This is a genomic window from Acidovorax sp. K2F (assembly GCF_025246485.1).
In the GTDB taxonomy this organism is placed as follows: Bacteria; Pseudomonadota; Gammaproteobacteria; order Burkholderiales; family Burkholderiaceae_C; genus Acidovorax; species Acidovorax delafieldii.
This window is the reverse complement of the sequence record NZ_JAOBSQ010000026.1, coordinates 1-19,166: the sequence shown is the minus strand read 5'-3', so window position 1 is coordinate 19,166 and position 19,166 is coordinate 1. Positions and strand designations below refer to the sequence as shown.

The following is a 19,166-nucleotide window of genomic DNA, read 5'->3' as shown; positions in this document are numbered from 1 at the left end:
CTCAGGCCCGCAGCAGGTTCTGCGCCATGTGGTGCAGGTCATGCCCGGGCTTGGCCAGGGCATCGACGATGCTGAAGTGGTTCAACCCCGGCAAGGCCACGCTGCGGGGTACAAAATGGCTGCCCCAGGCATCCTGCATGAGCTGGTTCTGGCGCAGGAACTCGGGGCTTTCATCCGCCCCGACGGCGCAATACAGCGTGCCGGTGGGCGGCTCCAGCAAGCGCGCGGGGCTGCATTGCAGCACCTGCTGTTCGGTCAGGTGCAACACCGACTGGTACATGGGCGTGTGCATGATGGGCTCCAGGTCGTGCACCCCCGAGATCGACAGCGCATTGCGCACCAGGCCATCTGGCAAACCCTTTCCGATGAGCGGCCACACGCTGGTCAGCAGCAGCGCCGCCAGTTGCCCGCCGGCAGAATGCCCTGCTACCGTGATCCGCCGGGGGTCGCCACCATGGGCGGCGATCTGGTGCCACACCCAGCCCAGCGCCTTTTCCATCTGCCGCGCGATGTGGGGAATGGTCACCGGCGCATCGGGGGTGCCCGGGCACAGCGCGTAGTTCACCACCACCACACAAAACCCGGCCTGGGTGAAAGGCGGTGCGATGAACGAGTGATCCGATTTGTCGAGTGACCGCCAGTAACCGCCGTGGATGAACACCAGCACCGGCACCAGCCCACCCCCGGCACGGGCGGACGGAAACACGTCCAGGGTTTCCCCGGCACCTGTGCCGTAGGCCATATCCAGCGCACAGGGGACAGTGGCCCGCACCTGGGCAGAGTCTTGAGCCCAACGCTGGAAGTAGTCCATGTGGTCAGGGACCAGGGCGCGATTGTTGTACATGCGCTCCAGCCAGGCAGGGTCGTACAGGGGCAAGGTCATGGGCAAGGGTCTCCGAGTTATGTGGGCTGCCTTCGGTGCCATACCGCAGACCGGCCAACAGGCTCGGCAGACGCAGGAACGGCGCTGGCGCTGCAGAATCATCTGGCCAATCGCCATACGCTGCAAGCTCCGTGACAGACTGGAGCGCCAAAAAGGCACATGATGACAACAGAGACGCCCTTGAATTCCTCTTTGCAGCAGAACAACGCCATGACCACCACACCGCTTCGCATCGCCGTTCTTGGCATTGGCATGATGGGGTTGCCCATGGCCAGGCGGCTCAGCGAAGCAGGCCACAGGGTGCACGCGTGGAACCGCACCCGCGCCAAAGCAGAACCGCTGGCGCAATGGGGTGTCACCGTGCACGGCAACCCTGCCGATGCCGTCAAGGACGCGGACATTGTCATCAGCCTGCTCGAAAACGGCCCGGTCGTGGGCCAGGTCCTGTTTGAGCACGGCACAGCACAGGCCATGCGCCCAGGTGCTCTTTTCATTGACATGGCCTCCATTCAGCCCAGCGAGGCGCGCGACCACGCAGCCCGCCTGGGCGAGCTGGGCCTGACCCACCTGGATGCACCGGTATCTGGGGGCACCGTTGGCGCCGAAGCCGGCACTCTGGCCATCATGGCCGGCGGAAGGCCCGAGGACTATGCCCGCGCCCAGCCCGTGTTTGCCTGCCTGGGGCACGCCACGCATGTGGGGCCACACGGTGCCGGGCAGCTGGCCAAACTGGCCAACCAGATGATCGTGGGCATCACGATTGGCGCCGTGGCCGAAGCGCTGCTGTTTGCCGCCAAGGGTGGTGCCGACATGGCCAAGGTCCGCGAGGCCATTAGCGGCGGTTTTGCCGACAGCCGCATCCTGCAACTGCATGGGCAGCGGATGGTAGAACGCGACTTTGCCCCCAGGGGCCGGATGGCGGTCCAACTGAAGGACATGCGCAATGCGTTGGCCACCGCCCGGGAAACAGGTTTCGACGCCCCCATCACTGCCCTGTTTGAGGCCTTGTATGCCGAAGGTGTGGACCACGGCCTGGGCGAGCTGGACCACAGCGGCCTCTTCGTCGAGCTGGCCAGCCGCAACGCAATGCAATAATTTTTGAGCACGACTTGCAGAGTGTCCAAAAACTAGTGCATAATTCGAGGCTCTGCAGCGATGCAGACAAATTTTAAAGATTTGGGTTCTTAGCTCAGTTGGTAGAGCAGCGGACTCTTAATCCGTAGGTCGAGTGTTCGAGTCACTCAGGACCCACCAAATCAAGCCGCAAGGCACAAAAAGCCTGCTACCCATAAGTAGCAGGCTTTTTTGTTTCCAGACCGATTGTTTCTCCGCTCGCGGCAACCCGGCCCCATGGCCCGGAGAGTCGTCCGCCGGCAGCACCATCGTCTGGCCGCCTGGGGCCCACGGCCCCGGTGTCCACCTTCCACGGGTGGCAACGGATGTGTCTTTGCAAGAACCACCGCGTGTTCTGTCCGCCGTCAGCCCGCCAGGGAGCATGCCATCCGCCATGCCATGGTGACCAGCCAGAGCTACAGACGCGCACCGTTTTTTCGAACCATGAATCCAGGCACTTACTCTTCACGTACCTGCTGCAGTCGGGCAACAACACTGCTGGCAAAGCAATTGCAAACAAATGTCCTGCGGAGCGGCACAACCCGGCCCCATCGATACACTTTGTCATACAAGTGACACCACCCAGGCATGGGTCCGATGCGCCCATCCTTCAGGTACGAGCCAGCAAAAAAGAACACTGTGAAATCCACATCTGCAACCCGCGCGCTCCCTCTTTTTGTCGCGCTGATCACTGCCGGGCTGATCTCAGCCCCCGCCCCGCAAGCCAATGCCCAGACCAGCAAGGCCCGTAGCGCTGTGGCCAAAGAGAAGGCTCTGACCCGCCAGGAGCGCGAGTCAGCCCGGGCAGTGCAGGCCAACGACAGCGCGATCGGAGCCAGCCCATCGGACACTCCTACACTGCCCGCACGGCAATGGAAAGTCAGCCTCAAGGAACTGGGCGTGGGGCGCCCTGTTTCTTTGCGAGGCGTGGAGAGTGAGGCCAGTGTGGGTGTGGGGGTGCGGCGCGACGAGATCGTCGAAGCCGCCAAGCTGCGCCTGACCTTCACACTGTCACCTGCGCTGATCCCGTCACTGTCGCATCTCAAGCTGATGCTCAATGACGAAACCCTGCAGACCGTGGTGCTGGACAAGGAGCGCCTGGGCACCCCGCAGACGGTCGAGCTCAACATCGACCCGCGCTACTTCACGGATTACAACCGGTTCCGCTTCCAGTTCATCGGCCACTACACGATGGAATGTGAGACGCCCACCCACTCCAGCCTGTGGGCCACCATCAGCAACGACAGCCAGCTGGAGCTTTCGTTGCGGCAGATCCCTCTGCGCAATGACCTCGCGCTGCTGCCTGCGCCGTTTTTCGACCCCCGGGACAACCGCCCCGTCAAGCTGCCGTTTGTGTTCGGCAATCAACCCAGCACCGGTACGCTCAAGGCGTCAGGCTCCATCGCCAGCTGGATTGGCATGCTGGCAGGCTACCGAGGCAACCAGTTCCCGGTGCTGGAAAACCAGCTGCCCCGCTCGCACGCCGTGGTGCTGGCCACCAACAGCCACCGTCCCGCGTTCCTGCAGGACATGGCACCTGTGACCGAGCCCACGATCTCGATGGTCAACCACCCCGAAGTGCCAGGCGCCAAACTGCTGCTGGTGCTGGGCAAAGACGATGCTCAGCTGCAGATGGCGGCAGACGCCCTGGCCCTGGGGAAAGCGGTTTTGTCCGGGCAAACCATTGCTGTCAAATCGCTGGACTATCCCGCGCTGACCAAGCCCTATGACGCCCCTCGCTGGATCACCACCCAGAGGCCCGTGAAACTGGCCGAGCTGGTGGGCAGCCCGTCGGACCTGCAACTGCGTGGCACGGTGCTCAACGACACGGTGAACATCTACACCCGCATGGCCCCGGACCTGTTCACCTGGAACGCCAAAGGCGTGCCGCTGGACCTGGCCTATCGCTACACCCCCAGCAGCGTTTCAGACCATGGCAGTCTGAACATCTCTATCAACAACCAGTTCATCCAGTCCTATCCACTGCAGTCGCGAGACGAGCGCACCAGCGGCAAGAACACGGTGATGTTGCCCCTGTTCGATGACGGGAACGCCCAGAACCGTTCGGACCTGAAGATTCCTGCCTTCATGATTGGCGGCGACAACCAGTTGCAGTTCGCGTTCCAGATCCCCCCCAACGACCTGGGCCGCTGCAAGTCCGCGCCGCCGACCGAACTGTTTGCGGCCATCGATCCGCAGTCCACCATCGACCTCACGGGTTTTCGCCACTACCTGGCCATGCCCAATCTGGCGGCCTATGCCAACAGCGGCTTTCCGTTCACCCGGGTGCCCGACCTGGCCCAGACGTCCATCATCCTGCCCAACCAGCCCAGCACCGCAGACATCGAGGTCTTCCTGACCTCCGTGGGCCGCATGAGTGCATCGACCGGTTATCCAGGTACCCGCTTTCAGTTGCTGCGCGCCGCAGACGCCAACAAGGCGGGCGACACGGACATCCTGATCGTGTCGCAGGCCGACGCCGATGGTTTGCTGGAGCAATGGAAGAACCATCTGCCGGCGCTGCTGGCCGCTGGCGCACGGTCCGTCCAGCCCCTGGAGCGGGCCCTGGGATCATTCATTGAGCTGTTCAACCTGGAGTCCGAACACCGCCTCTCCGCGTCCGGCGGGCAAGCCGTGCTGCAAGGCACAGGGCCGCTGGCTGCCGTCACCGGTTTTGAATCGCCCTTGCACAGTGGGCGCAGCGTGGTGGCGCTCACCGCCACCGACAAGGAAGCCATGGGGCTGCTGAGCCAGAGCCTGAACGATGCGGGCAAGATCAAGAGCCTGCGCGGAGATCTGGGCTTGATGCGCGGCGACGCCATCGAAAGCTTCCGCATCAAGCCTGTGTACTACGTGGGCGACCTGCCATGGTGGCAACGCCTGTGGTTCCACCTGCACAGCCACCCCTTGCTGCTGGCCTTGGCGGGCATCGCCACCGGCCTTCTGCTGACCTTTATCGTTTATGGCGCTTTGCGCACCATGGCGCGCCGCCGACTGGCATCCCAGCATGACTGAGTCCCTTCGTCGGCGCACGGCCCTGCAGGCTGGCGGCGGTGCTGCACTGCTGTCCTGGCTGCCAGGCCTTCGCGCGCAACCCCAATCCACGGCAGAACGCCTCGGGTGGCCCGCCTGGGAAGCGTTCAAGGCGCAGTTCATCAACGAAGGCGGCCGCGTCATCTCGGATGATGCGGGAGGAGGACAGACCTACTCCGAAGGCCAGGCATACGCCTTGTTCTTTGCCTTGGTGGCCAATGACCGAACCACCTTCGACAAGCTGCTGCGCTGGACGGAAAACAACCTGTGCGACGGCGATATGACCGCCCGCCTCCCGGCCTGGCTATGGGGTAAACGCCCCGATGGCACTTGGGGTGTCATCGACAGCAACGCCGCCTCGGACGCCGACCTCTGGATGGCCTACGCGCTGGGCGAGGCAGGCCGCCTGTGGAATGTGCGCACCTACCGCGCACTCTCTGCCTTGCTGGCGGCCCGCATCCTGCGTGAAGAAACCGCGCAACTGCCCGGCCTGGGACTGACCCTTCTGCCAGCGCCCCAGGGCTTTGCACAGAAGGACGGACGCTGGCGCCTGAACCCCAGCTACATGCCCATGCACCTCATGCACTGGCTGGCAGCAGTGGACCCACAGCCCGAATGGAAGCAACTGGTGGACAGCTCGCTCAAGGTCATCCAGGGCGCTTCACCCAAGGGCCTCACGCCCGACTGGACCGTGTACGACCCTAAGCAGGGCTTTCTGGTGGATGACCAGGGCAAGGAAAAAGGCCAGGGCAGCTACAACGCCATCCGCGTCTATCTGTGGGCGGGCACGTTGCACGCCAACGCTCCCGGTCGCAAGGCCTTGCTGGATACCCTGCAGCCTATGGCACGCTTCGTGCGCGAACAGGGATACCCGCCTGAGTCCATCGACATCCTGACAGCCCAAGCCTCGGGCCCCGCCCCCTCCGGGTTCTCGGCTGCAGTCCTGCCATTTTTGCGGGCAGTGGGCGACGACCGCACCCTGCAATCGCAGCGCATGCGCCTGGAGGCCCGCCCCTTGCGTCCCACGGCCTACTACGAGCAGGTGCTCGGCTTGTTTGGGCTGGGCGCCATGGAGGGGCAATATCGCTTCACTGCAAACGGCCAACTCACTGTGCGATGGAAACTGTGAAACGCCGCGCACACCGCTGGCTCCCCTCCCTGACCTTGCTCGCCGCCGCCTGCCTGCCCGGGCAGCACGGCGTGCACGCCAGCACCCCACCCGCCATCGAAGCTGAGCTGCTCAGTGGCGCCCGCCTGTGGGCCAGCAAAAACCGGCCGGATATGGCCCGCCAGCTGGTGGACAAGCTGCTGGCCATGGACCCGAACTCTCCCGAAGGGCTGGCAACGCTGGCCGACTTGGCGCTGCGCGAAAAGAAAAGCGACGAGGCCCAGCGCGTGCTGGCCACCTTGCGTGCACGCCACCCCGGCCATGTGCTGACCCAGGAACTGGAAACCCTGGTGCGCGTGTATGGCCCCGACCGCGAAAAACTGGCCCAGATGCGCTTGATGGCACGCGCAGGCCGCAAGGCCGAGGCCGCCGATCTGGCGCGCGAGCTGTTTCCGCAAGGCCCGCCCACGCTCGGCGGACTGGCGCTGGAATACCACCAGATCATGGGCTCCACCGCCAAGCAGAGCACCGAATCCCAGCGCCAGCTGGCCAAGCTGTACCAGCAGACCGGGGAGTCCCGTTACCGGCTGGCACAACTGGAGCTGCGCATGTACCAGGGGGGCAACCCGACGGCCGTGGTGCAGGAGATCGAGGCCCTGGCAAAGCAGCCCGATACCAACGCCCAACAGCTGCAAGACCTTTGGCGTCGCGCCCTGGACCGGCTGGCCAATACCCCGGCCAACCTGCCCCGCGTGCGCGCATTTCTTCAGCGCTACCCGGCCGACAGCGCCATGGTGGAACGACTGGCCGCTATGCAACAGGCGGTCGAGCGCGCAGAGCGCGCGGCCCGTGACCCCGCCAACATCGCCCGCCAGGCAGCGCGCACTGCCCTTGACCAAGGCGATATGGAGTTGGCGGAAGAGCAGATCCAGGCGACGCTGGCTTTGCGCCCCCAGGACGGAGAAAGCCTGGGAAACCTGGGGTTGATACGCCTGCGCCAGGGCCAGCATGCGCAAGCGCAGGACCTCTTCAGCCAGGCCTATGCGCTCACACGCCAGAGCCGCTGGAAGGACCTGCAGGCCACCGCCAGATTCTGGGGACTGCTGCGACAGGCCGACAGAGCCGTCGAACAGAACGAACTGGTCACCGCTGCCAGCCTGGCCGAACGCGCGCTGCAGATGCAGCCCCAAAGTGCTGACGCATTGACCACCCTGGCGAGCATTCGCGACTTGCAAGGGGACCATGCGCTGGCAGAGAATTTCTACCAACAAGCCCTCCAACAGGAGCCCAACAGCACCTCCGCCATCAAAGGCTTGGCAAGTCTCTATGCCCGCACCGGGCGGGTGACCAAAGCGCTGTCCTTACTGGCAGAGGCTGCCGCACGCGACACGACACTTGCCGAAAAACTCGCCAGTGCCCAGGCGGATGTGCTGGTGGCCCAGGCCGAGGACGACCTTCAGGCCCAGCGCCTCGGCCCCGCGCTGCGCGCACTGGAGTCGGCTGTGGTACTCACCCCCGACGATGCGTGGATACGGCACCGCCTCGCACGCGTTTACTTGCGCCTGGGCCGCCCCCAAGAAGCACTGCACGCCATGGATGAGGGTGTGGCGCGTATTCCGTCCGGCACCGTCGGCGCCGAGATGTTGTATGCCCGCGCCCTGATACGTTCGGCCTTGGACGATGACAGCGCTGCCCTCGCAGACATGCAGCGGATACCCTCCGCCGATCAGACAGACGCCATGCGCGCGCTGGTGCGGCGCTCTCAGGTCAAGTCGCTCGTCGCCCAAACCCTGAAGCCCCTGCCTGCAGCAGAGGTCGATGCGCTGCTACAACAAGCGGAACAAGAAGCGGGCAATGCAGCAGACCTGCTCTACAGCGTAGCCAGTGCCTGGTTTCGCCGTGCACAGCCCGCACGGGGCGTGGCAGTCTTCCATCGCCTGGCAGCGCGCGTTCCCACACTGGCGCCAGACACGCAACTGGACTACGCGCTGCTGCTCAACCGGGCGGAGGATGAGGCCGGCCTCGCCGAGCAATTGCCTCGCCTGCTGCAAACCAAGGGCTGGAGCGCCGAGCAAGAAAACCGGCTGGTAGCGCTGTATACCGCGCACCAGGAGCGGCTCATCGAGAAGCAGCGGCAGGCTGGACGCCCCAACGAAGCCTCGCGGCTGGCACGCCAGGCGGCACCTCTGCCAGACACACTCTCCACACCGCGCCAACGCACCCAGGCCCAGGCCAGGTTGCTCATGGCTGCGGCAGAATATGCCGATGCCGCCCAATTGCTCAAACCCCTCGCATCCGCACAACCTAGCGATCTGTCCGTTCGCATGGCGCTGGCTGACGCACTGTCACGACTGCAGGACACTGGCGACCGGCGGGCCGCAGCCGATGAGGCCGACTGGCTGAGAGACCATGTCACTCCGAGCGACGTGGGGCAGCAGCTGGCACTGCTGCGCATCTGGCAACGCATTGGCCGCATGGACGAAGCGCGGGCTTTGGCGACCCGCTTGCTGGACCGCTTTCCGCAAGACAGTGACGTGCTGCTGCATGCAGCGCGCCTGGAGCGGGCCAACCGCAACTACGCGCAAGCCATGGTGTTCTTCCGCAGTGCGCTCATGCTCGAGACGCGCGGAAAGGACACCCCCCCGACTGCAACGGCCCCAGACAGCCAAGCCCAGGCGCTGACCGATTCAGACCGACCATTGGCTCTCCAGCAGAGTTACACACTGTCCCTCCCCGCCGACCCTGCCGTCGTCGCCAAGATTCAAGCCGAAATCGACGCTATCGAGGCACGGCGCCAGCCGCGAATCGAAGCGGGACACCAGGCGCTGAGCAAGCGCTCCACGGACGGAATCTCCAGCCTGCGTGGCTGGGAACGTCCTGTGGTGGCGTGGATGCCGCGTGGCTACGACGGGCACTATTTCTTGCACGTGGATCGGGTGCAGCTGGATGCAGGCGACCTTCCCACCGATGGTCCAGACCTGCTCACTTACGGGCAGGTGGCAGCACTACCACCCGGGTCCTCCTTTGCCACCGAGCGACGCCAACGGGGCCAGGGCACCAACCTGGGTTTCGGCTATGTGGGAGACGATGTCCAGTGGGACATCGGAACCACTGGGGTTGGATTTCCGGTGACCAATGTCGTAGGGGGCCTGTCCAAAACCGGCGATCTGGGCCGCTACAGCTACAAACTCGAAGCGTATCGGCGCCCCATCACTGGCAGCCTGCTGTCGTACACAGGGGCACGCGATCCCATCACAGGCCAGGTATGGGGCGGCGTGGTAGCAACGGGCGCTGCAGGCCGTCTATCTACCGACATTGGGCCCTACAGCACCTCGCTGAGCCTGAGCCTGGCCGCCCTCACCGGCAAAAATGTGGCAACCAACACCCGCGCCCAGCTGCGGTGGGCACTGGACCGCGATGTATGGCGCCACAGCGATAGCGTGGTCAACCTCGGTGTTGCCGTCTCAGCTTGGCACTATGGCAAAGACCTGTCCGAATTCAGCTTCGGCCACGGCGGCTATTACAGCCCACGCAACTACGTATCCGTCGCCCTGCCACTGGAATGGAGTGGACGCCGCGGCGCACTGACCTGGCTGGCACGCGGGTCCGTCTCTGTATCGCGCAGTAGCAGTGGCGACAGCGACTATTTTCCGCAGAGCGCACTCCTGCAGGCACTGGCGCGTGCCCGGCTGGCGGCCGACGGTGGCGTTCCGGTGTACGCGGGCAGTTCGGGCTCGGGTTTCGGGCGTTCGTTCCGGGGGGCACTGGAATACCAGGTCACACCCCATCTCGCACTGGGTGCACAGCTGGAGCTGGATCGCTCGGCCTACTACGCGCCCACCAATTTCATGGTGTATGGCCGCTACCGCTTTGAGCCCGGGAACGCTCCACTGGACAACCGCCCACGGCCGGTGCAGACCTATTCCAGCTTCTGACATGTCCCCCGCCCCTTCATCCCCACGCAAGAGCCTACCTGCAACCAGTGTGCTGCACGCGCTCGCCCAGCACCTTTGGCCCTCTTTGGGTACAGCCAGCGCCATCCAGCGACCGACAAGCATCGGTATCGCAGGCCTGCCAGACGGCATTGGCCAGTTGCCATCCCATGTGCCCGTGTCTCTGGTTGCCGCCGGCAGCAGAAGTGCTGCAGCATGGTTCCCCGCGCTGATCGAAGACGCTTTGGCCGCTGGCCCCTTGGGGCTCGTAGCGTCCAGCACGCAGTGGCTGGACGAGTTGCTGGAGTACCCCGAGCTGCGAGCGGCTTACCGCGCTGGTCGGCTGAAGCTCTGGGTGCTATCGTCTGGGTTGCAGGCGCAAGTACAGCGCCATGGACTCAGTCCACTCGTGCAGGAGCTTGAGCAGACCGGCCTGCTGCCACAGCACGCGCTGTATCTGTGGGACGCACAGAACCTGCTGTCCGGACTGAACGTTGCCCAACTCGCACATGTCAGCGACCAGCTCAGCGCCCTGTGCCGTCAGCGGCAGCGCCCGGTGGTACTGGGGTTCACCCCGCCGCTGGATGCCACCGCCCTTTTGCCAACGCTGCGCAACCTGTGCCAGATGTCCATGCACATCGCCACCTTGCATGCCGACGCTGACCGCTGGCGCCTGAGCCTGGACCGCTGGGGTTCGGACACCGGGGCGCTGTTTCAGACCGGCTTTGGCCTGGTGCAAGACGCCAGCACACACCGACTGACTGCCGACGGCACGCGCACCCAAGGCGCCACCCCCGAACTGGTCACTGCAGCCGACCAATGGGGCGTGCTGGCAACCCGGGCATCGGTGGAGGGGCAACGCGGTATCCCTGGCCACTGGCGCATCGTCGATGGGCTGGAGGACATCGAAGTGGCTGCTGCGACCTGCGTGGCCTCCACGGTGCTGATCGACGCGGGCTCTGCGGGCGATTTTGAATCCCGCGCACGCTTGGTACACCACCTGCGTCTCTCGCGCCCCCCAACGCTCAAGATCGTGGTGCGCGAGAACCTCGGCAAGTTGCGCACCCACAGCGAGCAGGCACTGCTGCAACTGGGCGCCAGCGCGGTGGTCTACAAAGAGGTGGGTTTCTCGCGACTGCTGCAACTGCTGCAGGACATCAACGCTCAGAGCCACACCCGCAAAGTCCACCCCGACTACGCTCAGGCGCTCGACAGCTTCATGCCCCCCCGCGAGCGGGGCTACCAGGCCCCGGGACGATTCTGTACGTTGGTACGCGGCATGCTCGACCGCACCCATGACATTGGCCTGTCGCACAGTCTGGTACGGCTCAACATGCTGGACCGGATGCCGCACCTCGATGCTTTGCGCGCCTGCCACACCTCGCGCGATGGCGACTTGTTCACGGCCGACCACGAAGCGATCTACGTGTTCCTGTTCGCCTGCCGGGAGCCCGATGTAGAGCTGGCACTGCAACGGGTATTCGCGCTGCCGCTGACCCAACTTTTCACTTCGCAAGCTACGGACTGCTCAGCGCCGGGCATACGCGCGATGACTGAACAGTTGCAAGAATCCCTGCGCAAGGGCGTACCTGACTACAGTGCCATCTTGGCAGCAGTCAGCGCCCCCACACCTGCCGCCCTGGAGGCTCCTCCTGCCACGCCCTTGGCGCAGTTAAGAGAGGATGCGCTGGCACTGCCAAAGCACACCAACATAGAGAACCAACAGTCCGCGGCCTCGCCGCTCGTTGTGACAAGACCGCAAATGCGACCACGCCCTATCGGACAGCGCGCCGCGCCACGCCCCCTTGGAAGGACGTCTGCATGACGGCATGGATGCTTGTTTACGTGCTGCTGGGTGTCTTGCTGGCTTGGCCGTGTGGTTGGCTGCTGCGCCGCGTGCTGAAGGCGCGCCAGCCGTTACGCTGCGTGCAGCCCTATCGGCCAAACCTTCCGCAAAGCGAATCGCCCATTACCCCAAAAGGTGGGATGACCAAAGCCCCATGAACAAAGAGTTTGCATGCGCGTGATTGCTGTCGTTTCGCCGCTCGGCGGGTCCGGGCGCACCACCATGGTCGCCCACCTGGCGTCCATTGGTGCCCGTCAAGGCCAGCACACCTTGGCCGTAGAACTCTGCGCCCAGAATCTGCTGGGCATGCACCTGGGCATGCCCCGCCCCGCCAGTCAGGGATGGGCAGCACTTGCTGCCACAGGCTCTTGGTGGGCAGACGTCAGCTTCGACAACACGGACGGCGTCTGCGTTCTGCCCTTTGGCCCAGCGGCACCAGAAACCATCACGACGCTCCACCAGTTGCTCGCTGCCAACCCAGAGTGGCTGCAAGACCAGTTGGAACTGCTCGACGTGCCAGAGGATTGCACGATACTGCTGGACACACCGCAATGGCCTTCGCCGCTGGCCCAGGCGGCGCTGCGCTGCGCAGATGCGGTGTTGGTGGTCATGGAAGCGTCTGCGCGCGGATGTGCCAGCACGGACGCCGTACGCGCCATGCTGCAGGCGTCGCCAGCAACGCCCAACGTGCAGGGCATCGCAGTCACGCGTTTTGACCCGCGCCGCGTATCGCAACGGGAGGCGCTCAGCACATTGCGCCAGCAGTGGGGAAGCCAATTGCTGCCCTATACCGTGCATGAAGACGAGAACCTTTCACGTGCACTGGCCGCATCGCAATGCGTGAACGGCATGGCACCGCATGCACAGTCCGCGCACGATCTCCAGGGCATCTTCCATTGGCTGTCGGCAGTGTCTCCGTTGGCGCCGCTGCCTGCGCCCGCAGCTGGAGTGGTTGCACCATGACAGACCAGGCGCCCTCGGGCACCACCACACCTACCCCGGCCACCGAACAAGCGGACGCACTGGTGCCCACTCGCAAGGCACTGATGTGGCTCGGGCGCCAGCTTGAGGTCGGGCATGAGGCTCCCTGGTGGATGTGGTTGTGGCGCTGTTTCGTTCTGCCACCCTCGCCACAGCGCGCATTGCGCCCCTGGTTGCTACGCCCAGTGCGCGGGCTTTGGGCAGGCCTCGGCTGGGCCATGCGCTGGCTCTGGCGAGTCCTGGCACTGGCGCTGACACTGGTTTTCTGGCCCATCCGGCTTTTCCTGCGTGCCATGGACCGCCTGGCCACCCACGTCAACGTGGGCAAGGGCATGCGACTGGCAGACCAGTGGCTCACACCGGCCCTGGAGATTCCTGGCCTGCGCTGGGTGATCCTCGCGGTGGGGGCGGTCACCGGTCTGGTCGTCATGACCACCCCATTCAACTGGTTCGGGCAACTGTTGTTCATGCTGCTCTGCTGGGGACTGTCCCTGGTGCTCCGGCGCCTGCCAGGCCGCTATCCCTCGCTGGCGCTTGCAGCGATCAGCCTGCTGGCGATGGGGCGTTACGCCTGGTGGCGCCTGACTTCATCGATTGAATTCGACTCGGTCATCGAGTCCTTCCTGGGCTACGGCCTGCTGGCGGCAGAGGCCTACACCTGGTTGGTGGTGGTGCTGGGCTTCATACAGACTGCCTGGCCCCTGCACCGCAGTCCGGCGGAGCTGCAAGGCGCGCCCGCGTCCTGGCCCACGGTGGATGTGTACATCCCCACCTATAACGAGCCGCTGAGTGTGGTGCGCACCACGGTGCTGGCGTCGATGGCACTGGACTGGCCCAAAGACAAGGTCAAGGTCTTCATCCTGGACGATGGGCGGCGCGAGGAATTCCGTGCCTTTGCCGAATCCATGGGCGTGGGCTATATCGTGCGGCCCGACAACAACCACGCCAAGGCTGGCAACCTGAACCATGCGCTGGGCAAGACCGATGGTGAGCTGGTCGCCATCTTCGACTGCGACCACATTCCCACACGCTCCTTCCTGACCACGGCCGTGGGCTGGTTCCAGCGCGACCCGAAGTGCGCCATGCTGCAAACGCCTCACCACTTCTTCTCACCCGACCCGTTTGAGCGCAACCTAGGCACCTTCCGCCGTGTGCCCAACGAAGGTGCCCTGTTCTACGGTCTGATCCAGGATGGCAATGATTTCTGGAACGCCACGTTCTTCTGCGGTTCCTGCGCGGTGATACGGCGCGGCCCTTTGCTAGAAGTGGGCGGCATCGCAGTGGAAACCGTGACCGAGGATGCGCACACCGCCCTCAAGCTGCACCGGCGCGGCTACACCACGGCTTACATCAACGAGACGCAGGCCGCTGGCCTAGCCACGGAAAGCCTGTCGGCCCATGTGGGCCAGCGTATCCGCTGGGCGCGCGGCATGGCGCAGATCTTCCGCGTGGACAACCCCTTCCTGGGCAAGGGCCTCACGATGTGGCAGCGCATCTGCTATGCCAACGCCATGGTGCACTTCTTCTTCGGGCTGCCGCGGCTGGTGTTCCTCACCGCGCCCATGGCCTTCCTGTTTTTTGAATGGCACATCATCAACGCGGGTGCCATCATGATCGCGCTGTATGTGCTGCCATACATCCTGCAGTCCAACATCGCCAATGCGCACGTGCAAGGCGAGCACCGGCACACGTTCTGGGCTGAGGTCTACGAAACGGTGTTGGCCTGGTACGTGGCCCTGCCCACCACGGTGGCGCTGATCAATCCGCGCCTTGGCAAGTTCAACGTGACAGCCAAGGGCGGGCTGGTGGATGAGCCGTACTTCGACTGGGTGATCTCCCGCCCCTACACCGTGCTGGTCCTGCTCAACTTCGCAGCCTTCGGCATGGGGCTGCTGCGCCTGTTCTTCTGGAATACCGAGGAAACCGCCACCGTACTCCTCAATCTGCTATGGACGGTCTACAGCATCCTCATGCTGGGTGCTGCGTTGGGTGTGGCATCCGAAGCACGCCAGGTGCGGCGAATGCACCGCGTGGCCACGCAATTGCCCGCGACCTTGTACCTGGACGACGGAACCGTGCTTCAGGCCCTTTGCCTCGACTTTTCTATGACTGGTGTAGGTCTGCAATTACCTGAAGGCACTCCACTGGCCGTGGGAGACAAGGTGCAGGTGGGACTATGGCGCAACGATACGGAATGCACCTTTCCAGCCACGGTGATGTTGCACAGAGGCCAGAGTGCCACCGGTTTTCAGTTTGATCCCATGACGCGCGAACAACAAATCGACCTGGTGCAGTGCACCTTTGCCCGCCCCGACACCTGGAGGCAATGGAACGACAGCCACGATACCGACCGACCTTTGCATGGCCTGCAGGAAATCGCGCAGCTGGGCGTGCTGGGCTACCGCAAGTTCTGGACTTCTTTGGTGGAGTCGGCACGCAGCCGATGGCCCCTTCGCAAGCAGCGCGGGCAAGAAAGGCTGCCGGCATGAGCTTCTGGCATTTGATTTTCCTTGCCAAGGTGGGCCTGTACTTTGGTGGCTATATCGGCTTGAACTGGTGGCTGAACCTGCTGTTGTGGGCGTCCATGCTGCCCCCCATTGCGCAGAAAGGGTGGCGGCGTGTACGCGCTGCAGTCGCCGTACCGGCTGCCATCGCACTGCTGTATGCCGACTCTTACCTTCCCAGCCCAGGACGCGTGCTGTCGCAGCTCAAAGCGCTGAGTGGCTTCAGCGCGGACTACTGGCTGGAACTTGCCCAGCGGGTGTTCAACCCTGAAATGCTGCTGGTGGGACTGGTCGGCATCGTGCTTTATGCAGCACTGGCCCGGCGGGTCCGTGCGGGGACTTTTGCATTGCTGGCGTTGTTGAGCGTACCGGTGGTAGCGGCCCTGCAGGAGCAGGCGGCTACGCCCCAGGCCACCATGGCCGCAGCAAGCGGATTGAACTCGGCCGCCGCGCCCAACGACAATCAGGACACGTCGCCAGACGCTCTGCTGCAACGCTTTTACGCGAGCGAAAGCCAAAGGCGCGTCCAGTTCACCGCGCCCAATACGCCCCCGGCATTCGACATCATCCTGCTGCATGTGTGCTCCTTGTCGTGGGATGACATGGACTTTGTAGGACAGCGGGACAACCCATTCCTCAAGCGTTTTGATGTGTTGTTCACCAACTTCAACAGCGCTGCCAGCTACAGCGGGCCAGCCTCTCTGCGGGTATTGCACGGCACCTGTGGCCAAACACCACACAACAAGCTGTACGAGGGTATTGATCCGCAGTGCTACGTGTTTCCCAACCTGGAAAAGGTGGGCTACCAGACCGCTGCACTGCTCAACCACGACGGGGTGTACGAAGAGTTTGCCCATGCGCTGGAACAGCGCGGAGGCCTTGCTGGCAAGCTGCAGTCCAATCAGGGCGCGCCCGTGCACATGCAGAATTTTGACGGCTCGCCCATCTATAACGACCACGCCTTGTTGGCGCAATGGTGGAAGAAGCGCAGCACTGACCGCAGCACCGGGCCCGTGGCGCTGTACTACAACACCATCTCCCTGCACGACGGAAATCGCGTGCCAGGCATGGCTTCGCGCAACAGCCTGGAGACATTCAAGCCCCGCCTGGTACAGCTGCTCGCCGACTTCGACAAGTTCATCTCCGAACTAGAGGCAGCAGGCCGCCCTGTGGTCGTGATGCTGGTCCCTGAGCACGGCGCATCGCTGCGCGGAGACAAAATCCAGATGTCGGGCATGCGGGAGATTCCTGGCCCCCGCATCACCCTGGTCCCCGCTGCGGTGAAGCTGGTGGGCATGAAGCCATCTGAGGCATCCGCCCCAGCAGCGCCCGTGGTTGTGAACCAGCCGATGAGCTACCTGGGCTTGTACACCTTGCTAGGCGATCTGATTCGCGACAACCCTTACGTCGACTCCGCGCGCCCGTTGGCGGAGCGGCTCGCAGCCCCGGTCACTACCCCCTTTGTGTCAGAGAACGCCGATGTGATCGTGATGCGCAACATGGAAGGCAAGTACGTGATGCGCTCGGGGAACGGTGAATGGGTTCCCTACAACTATTGACTACGTTGGCTTGAAGCCCGAACGGGGCGTGACGAGGGGTTGCGCGACAGCCCCCTTCTCCGCACCCTGCCGCATGCGTCCCGCATAATCCATCCGCACTGCCGCGCCATCGCGCGATGCCACGGCGGTGCGATGTCCTTAGCGTGCCCGCAACCCCCATCTGCCACCACTCATGAACCCACAAGCCCATCTGCTCTGGAAAGCACCCCGCTGGGCGCTCGCGATCCTGCTGGCTGTGCTGGGCATGCTCGGGCCTTTCTCCATCGACACCTACATCCCCGCGTTCTCAGGCATCGCCGCGGCGCTGGGAGCCACACCGGTGGAAATGCAGCAGACGCTGTCCGCCTACCTGTTCGGCTTTGCGTTCATGAGCCTGTTCCACGGCGCGCTGGCAGACAGCTTTGGGCGCAGGCCCGTGATCTTGTGGGGCATCGCCGTGTTCACGCTCGCTTCCGCAGGGTGTGCGCTGTCGCAAACGATCGGGCAACTGGTCTTTTTCCGGGCACTGCAAGGCCTGTCCACGGGAGCAGGGATCGTGGTCTCCCGTGCGGTGATCCGCGACATGTTCCCTCCAGCACAAGCGCAGAAGGTTATGAGCCAGGTGACCATCTACTTTGGAGTGGCTCCAGCGATTGCTCCCATCATCGGAGGCTGGCTCTTTGTCCACACCGGGTGGCACAGCATTTTCTGGTTCCTGACCTTCGTGGGAGTGGCCTTGTGGACCGCCAACTTCAGGCTGCTGCCAGAGACCTTGCATGTGGAGCAGCGCCAGCCCTTTCATGTGCGCCATCTAATGCGCGGCTACTTGCAGTTGGGCACCAGTGCGCGCTTTGTGCTGCTGGCGCTGGCCAGTGGCGTGCCCTTCAATGGCATGTTCCTGTACGTTCTCTCGGCTCCAGCATTTCTTGGCGATCACCTGTCGCTGGCGCCTACGCAGTTTTTCTGGTTTTTTGTCCTGACCATCTCGGGGATCATGGGCGGTGCGTGGCTCAGTGGACGGCTGGCAGGGCGTATCCCGCCCAAGCGCCAGATCCGCCACGGATTTGTCATCATGTTTTCGGTGGCTGTCTTGAACCTGGTCGCCAATCTGCTGTTCACACCCCACGCCTGGTGGGCTCTGGCGCCCATTGCGGTCTTCTCTTTTGGCTGGGCACTGATGGTGCCGGTGGTGACGCTGCTGGTGCTGGACCTCTACCCGGAGCGCCGAGGCATGGCCTCATCCATGCAGGCGTTTGTCGGCTCTTCGGCCAATGGCCTGGTGGCAGGCGTCATCGCTCCGCTGGTGATGCACTCTACCGTTTTGCTGGCGCTGTCATCACTCCTGATGTTGTGCATTGGCATGCTGTCCTGGATCTGTCTGCACCATCGCTGGCCCGAGATCGGGCGTACGCCGGTCCACCTCTGATCAATACCCGACTGATCAAGGACTGGGCTGCCGCCGGTCCACGCTCTTTTGCTGGTAGTAGCGGTTCTTCTCCGCATACATCGCCTTGTCTGCGCGGTGAATCGCCGCTTCTACCGCATCTCCAGACTGGCAACAGGCAATCCCCATCGCCAGGCTCAGATGCTGGCCAGGGTAGAACTGGTTATTGAGTTCGAGCATCGACAAAATGCGTTCCTGCAAAGCCATGGCTCCGCGCTCATCCGTGCCCGGCAACAACACCGTGAACTCGTCGCCGCCAATGCGTGCTGCACAGGCCGGTGCATCCACAGCCTTGGCCAAGACCTCGCCAACGCGGCGCAGCATGGAGTCTCCCGCCGCATGGCCCTGCTCGTCGTTCACCACCTTGAGCCCATTGAGGTCGATGGCGATGATGGACAAAGGCCAGGGGCCCTTGCGGGTCAGACGGTTGAGTTCCTCGGCGTAAAACGCCCGGTTGCGCAACTGCGTGAGTACATCGTGCTTGCCCAGATACTCCAGATAGGCTTCAGCCTTCTTGCGCGCCGTGATGTCCACCAGCGACAGGAGCACCAGCCCCCAGTCGCTCATGTGATCGGCCAGCACCGAGAATTGCATGTGGATATGCACCGCATCGCCAGACAGTGCGTAATTGACCACTTCGCGCTGCTGGAAGGTCTTGCCCTCCCACAGGTCCAGCAACTGCTCCGCAAAGGACTCGTGCATCTCCCCGCGAAACACCCTGACCTTGCCCCTGTTTCGTGTAGTTCTTAACCCACGATTCACGCGGCCTTTTTGCGCTGTGCTG

The 19,166-nt window shown here is 63.7% G+C and carries 12 protein-coding genes and 1 tRNA gene; 11 read left to right on the top strand and 2 right to left on the bottom strand.

Annotation, left to right across the window (positions count from 1 at the left end):
* Position 1 precedes the first annotated feature (1 nt).
* A complete protein-coding gene (locus tag N4G42_RS07365; RefSeq protein ID WP_260666718.1) occupies positions 2–883 on the bottom strand; it encodes an alpha/beta hydrolase in 882 nt (293 codons plus the stop codon).
* Between the two features lie 210 nt (positions 884–1,093).
* Here N4G42_RS07365 and N4G42_RS07360 point away from each other — a divergent pair, with 210 nt between their 5' ends.
* The 11 genes from N4G42_RS07360 to N4G42_RS07310 all read left to right on the top strand — a co-directional run bounded on the left by N4G42_RS07360 (position 1,094) and on the right by N4G42_RS07310 (position 18,364).
* The gene (locus tag N4G42_RS07360) at positions 1,094–1,978 is read left to right on the top strand and encodes an NAD(P)-dependent oxidoreductase (protein ID WP_260666866.1); all 885 of its coding nucleotides are present in this window, start codon (positions 1,094–1,096) and stop codon (positions 1,976–1,978) included.
* Between the two features lie 83 nt (positions 1,979–2,061).
* Positions 2,062–2,137, top strand: a tRNA-Lys gene (locus tag N4G42_RS07355).
* A 498-nt stretch (positions 2,138–2,635) separates the two neighbouring features.
* The gene (gene bcsB, locus N4G42_RS07350) at positions 2,636–5,011 is read left to right on the top strand and encodes a cellulose biosynthesis cyclic di-GMP-binding regulatory protein BcsB (protein ID WP_260666717.1); all 2,376 of its coding nucleotides are present in this window, start codon (positions 2,636–2,638) and stop codon (positions 5,009–5,011) included.
* Positions 5,004–6,158: a cellulose synthase complex periplasmic endoglucanase BcsZ gene (gene bcsZ / locus N4G42_RS07345; RefSeq protein WP_260666716.1), complete on the top strand. Its 1,155-nt coding sequence runs from the start codon at positions 5,004–5,006 to the stop codon at positions 6,156–6,158. Before bcsB ends, bcsZ begins: the two co-directional genes overlap by 8 nt.
* Positions 6,146–10,072 (top strand): cellulose synthase subunit BcsC-related outer membrane protein, encoded by a 3,927-nt coding sequence (locus N4G42_RS07340; protein WP_260666714.1) that lies wholly within the window; start codon positions 6,146–6,148, stop codon positions 10,070–10,072. The genes bcsZ and N4G42_RS07340 overlap by 13 nt, the downstream gene beginning before the upstream one ends.
* A 1-nt stretch (position 10,073) precedes the next feature.
* Positions 10,074–11,894, top strand: a complete 1,821-nt coding sequence (locus tag N4G42_RS07335; protein WP_260666712.1) for a cellulose biosynthesis protein BcsE — start codon at positions 10,074–10,076, stop codon at positions 11,892–11,894.
* A complete protein-coding gene (locus tag N4G42_RS07330; RefSeq protein WP_133246241.1) occupies positions 11,891–12,073 on the top strand; it encodes a hypothetical protein in 183 nt (60 codons plus the stop codon). The genes N4G42_RS07335 and N4G42_RS07330 overlap by 4 nt, the downstream gene beginning before the upstream one ends.
* 13 nt (positions 12,074–12,086) lie before the next feature.
* Positions 12,087–12,878, top strand: a complete 792-nt coding sequence (gene bcsQ / locus N4G42_RS07325; RefSeq protein WP_260666711.1) for a cellulose biosynthesis protein BcsQ — start codon at positions 12,087–12,089, stop codon at positions 12,876–12,878.
* Positions 12,875–15,385: a UDP-forming cellulose synthase catalytic subunit gene (gene bcsA / locus N4G42_RS07320; RefSeq protein WP_260666710.1), complete on the top strand. Its 2,511-nt coding sequence runs from the start codon at positions 12,875–12,877 to the stop codon at positions 15,383–15,385. Before bcsQ ends, bcsA begins: the two co-directional genes overlap by 4 nt.
* The gene (gene bcsG / locus N4G42_RS07315; protein WP_260666709.1) at positions 15,382–16,959 is read left to right on the top strand and encodes a cellulose biosynthesis protein BcsG; all 1,578 of its coding nucleotides are present in this window, start codon (positions 15,382–15,384) and stop codon (positions 16,957–16,959) included. The genes bcsA and bcsG overlap by 4 nt, the downstream gene beginning before the upstream one ends.
* A gap of 172 nt (positions 16,960–17,131) precedes the next feature.
* On the top strand, positions 17,132–18,364 hold the full coding sequence (locus N4G42_RS07310) for a multidrug effflux MFS transporter (RefSeq protein WP_260666708.1): 1,233 nt from the start codon (positions 17,132–17,134) through the stop codon (positions 18,362–18,364).
* A gap of 15 nt (positions 18,365–18,379) precedes the next feature.
* Here the strand turns inward: N4G42_RS07310 and N4G42_RS07305 are convergent.
* The coding region (locus tag N4G42_RS07305; protein WP_409557806.1) for a GGDEF domain-containing protein at positions 18,380–19,166 on the bottom strand (787 nt) is incomplete at its 5' end.